The sequence below is a fragment of the Sphaerotilus sp. genome (assembly GCF_041083715.1).
In the GTDB taxonomy this organism is placed as follows: domain Bacteria; phylum Pseudomonadota; class Gammaproteobacteria; order Burkholderiales; family Burkholderiaceae_C; genus Sphaerotilus.
Genome location: NZ_JBFPGY010000121.1, coordinates 1 through 10,877 on the forward strand (window position 1 = coordinate 1; position 10,877 = coordinate 10,877).

The following is a 10,877-nucleotide window of genomic DNA, read 5'->3' on the forward strand; positions in this document are numbered from 1 at the left end:
GCGCCGGCCAGCGCCTGGCGGGCGGCGGACAGCTCCGCCTGCAGCGCCTGCTCCTGGCCGACCGCGGCGGCAAGGGCCGCGCGGTGGCGACCGAAGAAGTCCAGTGACCACGCGCCGCCGATCTGCAGGTTGCCGGTGTCGCGCGTGCTGCCGGCGATCGGGGGCGGCACCAATCCGTTGGCGGTGTAGCGCTGGCGGGTCGCGTCGGCGGACAGGCCGATCTGCGGCGCGTCGCCGGCCTGCGTGCCCTGGCTGGCCGCCTGCGCACGCGCCAGCCGCGCCATGGCCGCCTGCACGCTCGGGTGGTCCGCCGTGGCGCGCTCGACCAGCGTGTCGAGCGCCGGATCACCGAGCGCCTTCCACCAGCCGTCGCCAGCGGCCAGTGCGCCGGTGTCGGCCTGCAGCCCGAGTTGTGCCGGCAGCAGTGCCGCCTGCACGGGAATCGGCGCCCCGGGGCTGGCGCACCCGGTCATCACCAGCGCTGCCACCAGCGCCAGCGCGCCGACGACGGGGGTCATCGTGTTCAGGCGGTTCATGCCGCACCCTCCTCGCGCGCAGCCGCCACGGGCGCACGCATCGCTTCACCATTGGCCAGCAGACGGCGCAGCAGCCCCATGAGCTGCTCGAACTCCTCGGACGAGAAGCCTTGCAGATGCTGGTTGAGCACCGCCGTCAGCACCGGCGGCACCTGCTCGGCCACCACACGGCCGGCATCGGTCAGCGCCAGATTCACCACGCGCCGGTCGGTGCAGGAGCGCTCGCGCCGCACGAGCTGCTTGGCTTCGAGCCGGTCGAGCACGCGGGTCACGCCGGCCGGATCGACCTGCAGATCACGCGCCAGCGTCACCGCCGTCGTGTCCTCGGGCCGGCACAGCAGGTGGAACAACGGCAGCCACTGCGCGTGGGTCAGGTCCAGCTCGCCCAGCCGGCGGTCGGCCTCCTGCAGGATCGAGGTCAGCACCTGGCGCATCAGCAGGCCCAGGCTGCGCTCGGGCCGGTAGGTGTCGGCGGTGTAGATCGGCGGGAGTGGCGCCACAGCAGGGTCGGTCGTGTTCATGGGGTCCGATTTTATTGCTCAATCAATCATTGATCAGGCAATCTAATTAACCCTTGCTGTCGCTGTGGGCTTAATCAGACCCCAGACGCCGGATGCACCAGACGGAGGCGGCAAGTCCCTGACAATACGTGCCGTGCACACGGCGTGGCACAGTCACACAGCACGAACAAGCTGCGCCTGACAAAGAGGCTTGGGAACTACAGGGGTGCGCCCCGAGGACATACGCGATGAAACGATTGGACGACTTCCGCATGCAGATGGGCCGCCACGAGCTGGTGCCCATCATGGTCGGCGGCATGGGCGTGGACATTTCCTCCTCCGACCTGGCGCTGGAGGCGGCGCGCCTGGGCGGGGTCGGCCACATCTCCGACGCGATGATCAAGACGGTCACCGACCGCCGCTACAAGACCAAGTACGTCAAGGCCAAGCAGGCGATGTACAAGCTCAACGTCGAGTCCGCCGACAAGTCGGCCGTCAAGTTCGACCTCGGCCACCTCGCAGAAGCCACGCGCCTGCACGTCGAGAGCACCATGACCCGCAAGCAGGGCAGCGGTTTGGTGTTCATCAACTGCATGGAAAAGCTGACGATGAACGCGCCGAAGGAGACGCTGAAGGTGCGCATGGCCTCCGCGATGGACGCCGGCATCGACGGCATCACGCTCGCCGCCGGCCTGCACCTGGGCTCCTTCGCGCTGATCGAGGACCACCCGCGCTTCCGCGACGTCAAGCTCGGCATCATCGTGTCGTCGCTGCGCGCGCTGCAGTTGTTCCTCAAGAAGAACGCCCGCCTGAACCGCCTGCCCGACTACATCGTCGTCGAAGGCCCGCTGGCGGGCGGCCACCTCGGCTTCGGCATGGACTGGGCCGAGTACGACCTGGCCACCATCGTCGCCGAGATCCTGACCTGGATGAAGGCCGAGCAGCTCGACATCCCCGTGCTGCCCGCCGGCGGCATCTTCACCGGCAGCGACGCGGTGCGGTTCATGGAGATGGGCGCGGCCGGCGTGCAGGTGGCGACGCGGTTCACCGTGACCAAGGAATGCGGCCTGCCCGACGACGTGAAGCAGGAATACTTCAAGGCCGACGAGGACGACATCGAGGTCAACCAGATCTCGCCGACCGGCTATCCGATGCGCATGATCAAGTCGAGCCCGGGCATCGGCGACGGCATCCGCCCGAACTGCGAAGCCTACGGCTACCTGCTGGACGCGAACGGCAAGTGCGCCTACATCACCGCCTACAACCGCGAAGTGGCGGCGCATCCGGGCGTCAAGCGCATCTCGGTGATGGACAAGACCTGCCTGTGCACGCAGATGCGCAACTTCGACATCTGGACCTGTGGCCAGCTGACGTGGCGCCTGAAGGACACGACGCACCGCCACGCCGATGGCCGCTACCAGCTGCTCACGGCCGAGCATGTGTTCCAGGACTACCAGTTCAGCACCGACAACCAGGTGCATCTGCCGGAAGCCGGCGTCGTGCTGGCCGACTGAAGCCGGGGCAGCGCCACGGCCTCAGCAGGCCACGATGTTGACCGCCAGCCCCCCGCGGGCGGTCTCCTTGTACTTGGTGTGCATGTCGGCCCCGGTCTCGCGCATGGTCTTGATGACCTGGTCGAGGCTGACGTGGTGGGTACCGTCGCCGTAGAGGGCCATGCGCGCGGCGTTGATCGCCTTGACCGAGGCGATGGCGTTGCGCTCGATGCAGGGGATCTGCACCAGCCCGCCCACCGGGTCGCAGGTCAGGCCCAGGTGGTGCTCCATGCCGATCTCGGCGGCGTTCTCGACCTGGGCCGGTGTGCCGCCCATCACCGCGCACAGCCCCGCCGCCGCCATCGAGCACGCCACGCCCACCTCGCCCTGGCAGCCCACCTCGGCGCCGCTGATGCTGGCGTTTTCCTTGTAGAGCAGGCCGATCGCCGCGGCGGTCAGCAGGAAGTCGATGACCCCGCGCTCGTCCGCGCCCGGCACGAAGCGGGTGTAGTAGTGCAGAGCCGCAGGGATGATCCCGGCCGCACCATTGGTCGGCGCCGTGACGACCCGCCCGCCGGCCGCGTTCTCCTCGTTCACCGCCAGTGCGTACAGGTTCACCCAGTCGAGCACGACCAGCGGGTCGGACGCCTTGGCACCCTGTGCATCCAGCGCCGTCAGCGCACGCGACAGCGCCGCCGCACGCCGCCGGACCTTGAAGCCGCCCGGCAGCGTGCCCTCGGTGCGGCAGCCCCGCTCCACGCAGGCTTGCATCACTGCCCAGATGCGCAGCAAACCGGCGCCAGTCTCGGCGTCAGTGCGCCAGTGGCGCTCGTTGCGGCGCATCACCTCGGCGATCGAGCAGCCGTGCGCTTGCGTCAGCGCCAGCAGGTCCGCACCACTGTGGAAGGGCAGCGGCAGCACGCTGGTGTCGGGCGCGATCACCTTCTGGCGCTGGCCGTCCGCGGCGACCTGCTCGCTGATGACGAAGCCGCCGCCCACCGAGTAGTACACCCGCTCGGCGAGCACCGCACCGGCCGCGTCGAAGGCCGAGAAGCGCATGCCGTTGGCGTGCAGCGGCAGGGTCTCGCGGCGGTGGAACACCACGTCACGGGCCTCGTCCAGCCCGATGGGATGCGTGCCATCGAGCAGCACGCGTCGGCGCTGGCGCAGGTCGTCCAGCAGCACCGGGATCAGGTCCACGTCCACCGTGTCCGGCTCGTGCCCACCGAGGCCCAGCAGCACCGCGGTGTCGCTGCCGTGCCCTTTGCCCGTGGCACCCAGCGAGCCGTAGAGATCGACCTGGACGCGGGCCGCGCGGTCCAGCAGATCCGCGTGCAGCAGCCCCTGCGTGAACAGCCGCGCCGCCCGCATCGGCCCGACGGTGTGGGAGCTGGACGGCCCGATGCCGATCTTGAACAGGTCGAAAACGCTGACAGCCATGGTTGGCTCCGGTTATCCCCGTCGCCTGTGGATAACGTTGTTCACAAGCGGTGCGGAGTGTTCGCAAGTCATTGTTCTGCCATGATTTTCCTTGAGATGCCTCAATTTCAGGCATCCCGCGGACAGGCCCCTCTTCACGGCATTCAATCACGCCCTTCACGCAACTGCACCACCTGCACCTGGTTCACCGGCGTTCCGGTGTTGCCCCAGGCGCTGCGCACATGGGTGGTGATGGCGGCGATGTCGGCGTCGTCGAGGACGTGGCCGAAGGGTGGCATGCCATGCGGGCGCGGCCGGCCGGCGGTGGACGGGCCGTAACCGCCCTGCAGGATCACGCGCACGAGGTTGGTCGGGTCGATCATCGTCACCGCGCGGTTGCCGGCCAGCGCGGGAAAGGCACCGGGCCGGCCCTCGCCGCGCTCGCCGTGGCAGGTGGCGCAGTGGTCACCGTAGAGCCTGGCGCCGCGGTCGAGCGTGCGGGCGTCGGCCGGCCGCACCCGCGGTGGTTCGGCGGCCGGGCGCACCGGCAGGTCGCGCAGGAACACCGCCATCGCCTGTGCGTCGGCCAGGCTCAGATGCTGCGTGCTGCGGGCGACGACCTCGGCCATCGGACCGGTCACGACCGCCCTCCCGTCCGGCGTCACGCCGTCACGCAGCAGGCCCACCACGTCCGACACTGGCCACGCGGCGACGCTGCCCTCGGCGGCGAGCGTCAGCGCCGGGGCGTACCAGCCCTGCCCCGGGATCGGCGCACCGTCGAATTCGCGGCCGGCGATCGTCGCGCCCATCGCGTTGCGCGCGCCGTGGCAGGCGGCGCAATGGCCCAGGCCATGGACGAGGTAGGCACCGCGGTTCCATTCGGCGGACTTCGCCGGCTCGGGCGTGAAGACCGCCGGGCGGAAGTACAGCGCCCGCCAGACCTTCAGCGCGAGCTGGGTGTTGTAGGGGAAGGCCAGCGCGTTCGGCGTGCTCGGCCGGTCCACGGCGGGCACACTGCGCAGGAAGGCGAACAGTGCGTCGCTGTCCTCGCGCGCGACCTGCGTGAAGTGCGGGTACGGGAAGGCAGGGGTCAGCATGCGCCCGTCGCGCGAGCGGCCGTGGTGCAGCGCGCGCCAGAAATCGTCGGTGCTCCAGGCGCCGAGGCCGGTGCTGGCGTGCGACGTGAGGTTGCCGCCGTAGACAGTACCGAAGGGCGTGACCAGCGCCTCGCCACCGGCAAAGGGCGGCTCACCGCGGCGGGTGTGGCAGGCCACGCAGTTGCCGGCCTGCGCGAGGTAGCGGCCCCGCTCGATCGTCGCGGCGTCGGTGGCGACCGGACGCGGGTTGGCGGAAGGCGGCGCGTCGGCCGAATCCAGCCACGCGACCGCCACCCCACCCAGCGCGAGCACGCCGAGCAGACCACCCAGGCCCCAGGCGAGGACACGCTTCATTGCACACCCCCGCAATCCATCGGCAGCGGCTGCGCCAGCGCCGAACGCTCGACCGCCTTCGACGGCACAGGCACCGGCTGCGCAGCGAGCCACGCGGCAACCGCCGTGATGTCGGTGGATGTGAGCCTGGCCGTGATCTTCGCCATGCAGTCGGGCGCAGCGGCATGGCGCTGGCCGGTCTTCCAGGCACCGAGCTGCGAATTCAGATAGTCGCGCGGCAGTCCAAGCAGGCCGGGAATGGCCGGCGCCACGCCGGTCATCGCGTCACCATGGCAGCGGACACAGGCCGGCACCTCCCGCGCCGCATCGCCCTTCAGCACCAGCGCCTTGCCCTGCGCCAGCACCGTTGCGGCCAGCCCCGGCGTGGCCGGCGGCGGGTAGGGCACCTCCAGCGATGCAAAGTGTTCGGCGATCTCGCGCAGGTAGTCGTCGCTCAGGTGGTCGAGCAGGTGCGTCATCGGCCGGTACTGGCGGCGGCCGTCGCGGAAGTTGACGAGCTGGTGGTAGAGGTAGCCTGCGGGCTTGCCGGCGATGCGGGGGAAATAGCCATCGGGGGTGGCACGGCCCTGCTTGCCGTGGCAGGCGGTGCAGGCGGCCACGCGGGTGGTCATGCCCTGGGGATCGTCGGTCGGAGCGGCGGCCTGCGCGGCCGACAGGCACGACAGCGCCAGCACAGTCGCCAGCGTGGTTCGGATTCGGGTGGGTAGCATCGTTTTTCGACTATCGATCATCGGATTGATTCGTTCTCTGCCGGAGGTGGGCTGCCTAGCATCCACGCATCCTTCCAGCTTGAACGGAACCGCCCGATGCTACGCCGCCAGACCCTGATCGCTGCCGCACTCGCCCTCGCCCTCGGCGCCCCGCTGGCGCATGCCAAGGACATCACGCTGCTCAACGTCTCTTACGACCCGACGCGCGAGCTGTACCAGGACTACAACAAGGCCTTCGCCATCTACTACAAGGGCAAGACCGGCGACAACGTGACCGTCAAGGCCTCGCATGGCGGCTCGGGCAAACAGGCCCGCTCGGTCATCGACGGGCTGGAAGCCGACGTGGTCACGCTGGCACTCGCTTACGACATCGACGAGCTGAGCGACCAGGCCAGGCTGCTGCCGCGCGACTGGCAGAAGCGCCTGCCGCACAACAGCGCGCCCTACACCTCCACCATCGTGTTCCTCGTGCGCAAGGGCAACCCGAAGGCGATCAAGGACTGGGACGACCTCGTCAAGCCCGGCGTCGCCGTCATCACGCCGAACCCGAAGACCTCGGGCGGCGCACGCTGGAACTACCTGGCGGCCTGGGGCCATGCCAAGAAGAAGTTCGGCTCCGACGCCAAGGCGCAGGAGTTCGTGCAGAAGATCTACGCCAACGTGCCCGTGCTCGACACCGGCGCACGCGGCTCGACCGTGACCTTCGTCGAGCGCGGCATCGGCGACGTGCTGCTGGCCTGGGAAAACGAGGCACTGCTGGCGATCAAGGAACTCGGCCCCGACAAGTTCGAGATCGTCGCGCCGCCGCTGTCGATCCTGGCCGAGCCACCGGTGGCTGTCGTGGACAAGGTGGTGGACAAGAAGGGCACGCGCGCCGTGGCGCAGGCCTATCTGGAGTACCTGTACTCACCGGAAGGCCAGGACATCGCCGGCCAGAACTACTACCGCCCGATCGACCCGAAGGCGGCGGCAAAGTACGCGGCGCAGTTCCCGAAGACAGCGCTGTTCCGCCTCGACGACGTGTTCGGGAGCTGGCGCGAGGCGCAGAAGGTTCATTTCAGCGATGGCGGCACCTTCGACCAGGTGTTCACGAAGCGCTGACGCCCGGGAACCGCTCTCCATGTTGCCGCTGTCCCGGGCGCTGCTGCGCCGCCACAGCGTGCTGCCCGGCTTCGACCTCGCGCTGGGTTTCACGCTGCTGTACCTCAGCCTGATCGTGCTGCTGCCGCTGTCCGCGGCGTTCATGAAGACGGCCACGATGACCTTCCCCGCGTTCTGGGACGCCGTCATGTCGCCCCGCGTGCTCGCCTCGTACCGGCTGACCTTCAGCGCGTCGTTGGCCGCCGCGACCCTCAACGCCATCTTCGGTCTGGTCATCGCGTGGGTGCTGGTGCGCTATGACTTTCCGGGCAAGCGGCTGGTGGATGCGCTGGTGGACCTGCCGTTCGCGCTGCCAACGGCGGTGGCCGGCATCACGCTGACCGCGCTCTACGCCGAGAACGGCTGGATCGGCCGCCACCTGCCCTTCAAGGTCAGCTTCACCCCGCTGGGCGTGTTCGTGGCGCTGCTGTTCATCGGGCTGCCGTTTGTCGTGCGCACGCTGCAGCCGGTGCTGGAAGACCTGTCGCAGGAGTTCGAGGAAGCCTCGGCCACGCTCGGCGCCAACCGCTGGCAGACCTTCCGGCTGGTGATCCTGCCGATCCTCGCGCCGGCGCTGCTGACCGGCTTCGCGCTGGCCTTCGCCCGGGCGCTGGGCGAGTACGGCTCGGTGATCTTCATCGCCGGCAACCTCCCGATGGTCAGCGAGATCACGCCGCTGATGATCATCAGCAAGCTGGAGCAGTACGACGTGGCGGGCGCGACCGCCATCGCGGTGGTGATGCTGATGCTGAGCTTCGTGATGCTGCTGGTCATCAACCTGCTGCAGGCCTGGACGCGCAAGCGTCAAGGCCAATGAGGAGGCCATCGCCATGAGCGGACCCCGCATGTCTTCCAGCGCCGAGTTGCGCAACGCCACCGCCGAGCCGCCCTGGGTGCGCCGGGTGCTGATCGGGCTGGCGCTCGTCTTCCTGACGCTGTTCCTGTTCATCCCGCTGGCGACCGTCTTCATCGAGGCGTTCAAGAAGGGCTGGGGTGTCTACGCCGCGGCCGTCACCGATGACGACGCGCTCTCGGCCATCAAGCTCACGCTGATCGCCGCCGGCATCTCGGTGCCGCTGAACGTGGTGTTCGGCGTGTCGGCCGCCTGGTGCATCGCCAAGTTCGAGTTCCACGGCAAGAGCGTGCTGCTGACGCTGATCGACCTGCCGTTCTCGGTCAGCCCGGTGGTGTCGGGGCTGATCTACGTGCTGGTGTTCGGGCTGCAGGGCTGGACGGGCGAATGGCTGCGCGACCACGACCTGAAGGTGATCTTCGCCGTGCCGGGCATCGTGCTGGCCACCGTGTTCGTGACCTTCCCGTTCGTGGCGCGCGAGCTGGTCCCGCTGATGCAGGCGCAGGGCCGCGAGCAGGAGGAAGCCGCCACGGTGCTGGGCGCGTCGGGCTGGCAGATGTTCTGGCGCGTGACGATGCCGAACCTGAAGTGGGCGCTGCTGTACGGCGTGATCCTGTGCAATGCGCGGGCGATGGGCGAGTTCGGCGCGGTGTCGGTGGTGTCGGGCCACATCCGCGGGCAGACCAACACGATGCCGCTGCACATCGAGATTCTCTACAACGAGTACCAGTTCGCCGCGGCGTTCGCGGTGGCCTCGCTGCTGGCCAGCCTCGCGCTGGTGACGCTGGGCCTGAAGTACCTGGTCGAACAACGTGTGAAGGCGCAGCTCAGCAGCGCCCGCCAAGACAACAAAACCCCCAACGGGGGCACCCCAGCATGAGCATCGAAGTCAAGGATCTGAACAAGCGTTTCGGTCGGCTGACCGTCTGTGACAACCTCAACCTGACGATCGGGTCGGGCGAGCTGGTGGCGCTGCTGGGGCCATCGGGCTCGGGCAAGACGACGCTGCTGCGCATGATCGCGGGGCTGGAGGTGCCGGACTCGGGCCAGGTGCTGTTCCACGGCGAGGACGCCACGCGGGCCGACGTGCGGGATCGGCAGGTCGGCTTCGTCTTCCAGCACTACGCGCTGTTCCCCCAGATGACGATCTTCGAGAACGTCGCGTTCGGCCTGCGTGTGCGGCCCAAGGCGACGCGGCCGAGCGAGGCGGAGATCCGGACCAAGGTGACCGACCTGCTCAAGCTGGTGCAGCTCGACTGGATCTCCGACCGCTACCCACACCAGCTCTCGGGCGGCCAGCGGCAGCGGATCGCGCTGGCGCGGGCGCTGGCGGTGGAGCCGGGTGTGCTACTGCTGGACGAGCCGTTCGGCGCGCTGGACGCCAAGGTGCGCAAGGAGCTGCGCCGCTGGCTGCGCCGGCTGCACGACGAGATGCACGTCACCAGCGTCTTCGTCACCCACGACCAGGAGGAGGCGATGGAAGTCTCCGACCGCATCGTCGTGATGAACGAGGGCCGCATCGAGCAAGTCGGCACGCCCGACGAGGTCTACGACCGGCCGGCAACGCCGTTCGTGCTGCAGTTCCTGGGCGATGTGAACCTGTTCCACGGTCGGCGCGACCATGCACCGGGGCAGCCGGCCTCCGCCGACGGGGCCAAGGACGTGACCTACGTGCGCCCGCACGAGATCGACATCGTCACGACCGCAGGGCCGGACACCTGGGCGGTGACGCTGGCGCATGTGCTGACGGTGGGGCCGAACACGCGGCTGGAGTTCCGCCGCAATGACGACGAGTCGCTGGTGGATGTGGAGCTGTCGCGCGAGGCGTGGACCGCGCTGCGCGGGCGCCTCGGGCTGCGGCCGGGGAGTGCCGCGCATCTGAGGCCGCGGCGGATCACGCGGTTTCAGGAGACGGCAGACGATCCGGCGGCGGCGATCTGAGGGACCGGCTCAGATCTCGAACCGACTCCCCTCCGAACTCGCCATCGCCTGCCCGATCAGTTCGGGCGTCAGCGGCGGCGCGAAGCAGCGGATGAATGCGTAGGCATAGCGCCGCAGGTAGGCCCCGCGGCGCAGCGCCAGCCGGGTCATGTTGGTGGCGAACAGGTGCCGCGCATCGATGGCGCGCAGACCGGCATCGCGCGCCTCGTCATACGCGATCGACGCCACCAGCCCGACGCCCATGCCCAGCTCGACATACGTCTTGATCACGTCCGCGTCCATCGCGGCCAGCACCACGTTCGGCGCCAGCACGTGGCGCGCAAACGCCTCGTCGATGTGGCTGCGGCCGGTGTAGCCACCCTCGTACGTGATCAGCGGGAACTCGGCCAGCCGCGGCAGCGTCAGCACCACGCCGCGGTCGGCCTCCTGCGCCAGCGCGTGGCCACGCGGCACGACGACCGCGTGCGACCAGCTATAACAGGGCAGCGCCACCAGGTCCTCGTAGCCCGCCAGCGCCTCGGTGGCGATGCCGATGTCGGCCTCGCCGTCGAGCAGCATCTGCGCGACCTGGCGCGGCGAGCCCTGGTGGAGTTGCAGCACCACGTCCGGGTGCGTCGCACGGAAATCGCGCACGGCGGGCGGCAGGGCATAGCGCGCCTGCGAGTGCGTGGCGGCGATGGTGAGCGTGCCGCGGTCCTGCGCGGCGAAGTCGGCACCGGCGCGCCTGAGGTTGTCCGCCTCGATCAGCAGCCGCTCGACGATCGGCAGCACGACCTCGCCCGGCGGCGTCAGCCCAGTGAGCCGCTTGCCGGCGCGCACGAAGATCTCGACGCC

General features: G+C 69.2%; 11 protein-coding genes. 5 read left to right on the forward strand and 6 right to left on the reverse strand.

The window, feature by feature from the left end; all coding sequences use genetic code 11:
• Positions 1-536: TolC family protein (locus AB3X43_RS05780; RefSeq protein ID WP_369428917.1), on the reverse strand; the 536-nt coding region annotated here is incomplete at its 3' end.
• Positions 533-1,057, reverse strand: a complete 525-nt coding sequence (locus AB3X43_RS05785) for a MarR family winged helix-turn-helix transcriptional regulator (RefSeq protein ID WP_369428918.1) — start codon at positions 1,055-1,057, stop codon at positions 533-535. The genes AB3X43_RS05780 and AB3X43_RS05785, both read right to left, overlap by 4 nt.
• A gap of 227 nt (positions 1,058-1,284) precedes the next feature.
• Between AB3X43_RS05785 and AB3X43_RS05790 the strand changes: the two genes are divergently transcribed.
• Positions 1,285-2,550, forward strand: a complete 1,266-nt coding sequence (locus AB3X43_RS05790) for a nitronate monooxygenase (protein ID WP_369428919.1) — start codon at positions 1,285-1,287, stop codon at positions 2,548-2,550.
• A gap of 21 nt (positions 2,551-2,571) precedes the next feature.
• On the opposite strand, the gene AB3X43_RS05795 is transcribed toward AB3X43_RS05790, so the two are convergent.
• The 3 genes from AB3X43_RS05795 to AB3X43_RS05805 form a co-directional block, all read right to left on the reverse strand.
• Positions 2,572-3,969, reverse strand: a complete 1,398-nt coding sequence (locus tag AB3X43_RS05795; RefSeq protein WP_369428920.1) for an L-serine ammonia-lyase — start codon at positions 3,967-3,969, stop codon at positions 2,572-2,574.
• Between the two features lie 143 nt (positions 3,970-4,112).
• The gene (locus tag AB3X43_RS05800) at positions 4,113-5,399 is read right to left on the reverse strand and encodes a c-type cytochrome (RefSeq protein ID WP_369428921.1); all 1,287 of its coding nucleotides are present in this window, start codon (positions 5,397-5,399) and stop codon (positions 4,113-4,115) included.
• Positions 5,396-6,109: a c-type cytochrome gene (locus AB3X43_RS05805; protein ID WP_369428922.1), complete on the reverse strand. Its 714-nt coding sequence runs from the start codon at positions 6,107-6,109 to the stop codon at positions 5,396-5,398. The genes AB3X43_RS05800 and AB3X43_RS05805 overlap by 4 nt, the downstream gene beginning before the upstream one ends.
• A gap of 96 nt (positions 6,110-6,205) precedes the next feature.
• On the opposite strand from AB3X43_RS05805, the gene AB3X43_RS05810 reads away from it, so the two are divergent.
• The 4 genes from AB3X43_RS05810 to AB3X43_RS05825 are packed head-to-tail and all read left to right on the forward strand — an operon-like array spanning position 6,206 to position 10,043.
• Entirely contained in the window at positions 6,206-7,210 is a 1,005-nt protein-coding gene (locus AB3X43_RS05810) for a sulfate ABC transporter substrate-binding protein (RefSeq protein ID WP_369428923.1), read from the forward strand.
• 19 nt (positions 7,211-7,229) lie between these two features.
• Positions 7,230-8,066: a sulfate ABC transporter permease subunit CysT gene (cysT, locus tag AB3X43_RS05815; RefSeq protein WP_369428924.1), complete on the forward strand. Its 837-nt coding sequence runs from the start codon at positions 7,230-7,232 to the stop codon at positions 8,064-8,066.
• A 13-nt stretch (positions 8,067-8,079) separates the two neighbouring features.
• On the forward strand, positions 8,080-8,982 hold the full coding sequence (gene cysW / locus AB3X43_RS05820; protein ID WP_369428925.1) for a sulfate ABC transporter permease subunit CysW: 903 nt from the start codon (positions 8,080-8,082) through the stop codon (positions 8,980-8,982).
• Positions 8,979-10,043 carry a sulfate/molybdate ABC transporter ATP-binding protein gene (locus tag AB3X43_RS05825; RefSeq protein ID WP_369428926.1) on the forward strand — a complete coding sequence of 355 codons (1,065 nt, stop codon included), beginning with the start codon at positions 8,979-8,981 and terminating at the stop codon, positions 10,041-10,043. The genes cysW and AB3X43_RS05825 overlap by 4 nt, the downstream gene beginning before the upstream one ends.
• A gap of 9 nt (positions 10,044-10,052) precedes the next feature.
• Here AB3X43_RS05825 and AB3X43_RS05830 read toward each other — a convergent pair.
• Positions 10,053-10,877: LysR substrate-binding domain-containing protein (locus tag AB3X43_RS05830; protein WP_369428927.1), on the reverse strand; the 825-nt coding region annotated here is incomplete at its 5' end.

What these genes read in the sequence shown, in the direction of transcription:
- cysT (WP_369428924.1), top strand. Translation starts at nt 7,230, where the DNA reads ATGTTGCCGCTGTCCCGGGCGCTGCTGCGCCGCCACAGCGTGCTGCCC.
- AB3X43_RS05800 (WP_369428921.1), bottom strand. Translation starts at nt 5,399, where the DNA reads ATGAAGCGTGTCCTCGCCTGGGGCCTGGGTGGTCTGCTCGGCGTGCTC.
- AB3X43_RS05810 (WP_369428923.1), top strand. Translation starts at nt 6,206, where the DNA reads ATGCTACGCCGCCAGACCCTGATCGCTGCCGCACTCGCCCTCGCCCTC.
- AB3X43_RS05795 (WP_369428920.1), bottom strand. Translation starts at nt 3,969, where the DNA reads ATGGCTGTCAGCGTTTTCGACCTGTTCAAGATCGGCATCGGGCCGTCC.
- AB3X43_RS05790 (WP_369428919.1), top strand. Translation starts at nt 1,285, where the DNA reads ATGAAACGATTGGACGACTTCCGCATGCAGATGGGCCGCCACGAGCTG.
- AB3X43_RS05785 (WP_369428918.1), bottom strand. Translation starts at nt 1,057, where the DNA reads ATGAACACGACCGACCCTGCTGTGGCGCCACTCCCGCCGATCTACACC.
- cysW (WP_369428925.1), top strand. Translation starts at nt 8,080, where the DNA reads ATGAGCGGACCCCGCATGTCTTCCAGCGCCGAGTTGCGCAACGCCACC.
- AB3X43_RS05805 (WP_369428922.1), bottom strand. Translation starts at nt 6,109, where the DNA reads ATGCTACCCACCCGAATCCGAACCACGCTGGCGACTGTGCTGGCGCTG.
- AB3X43_RS05825 (WP_369428926.1), top strand. Translation starts at nt 8,979, where the DNA reads ATGAGCATCGAAGTCAAGGATCTGAACAAGCGTTTCGGTCGGCTGACC.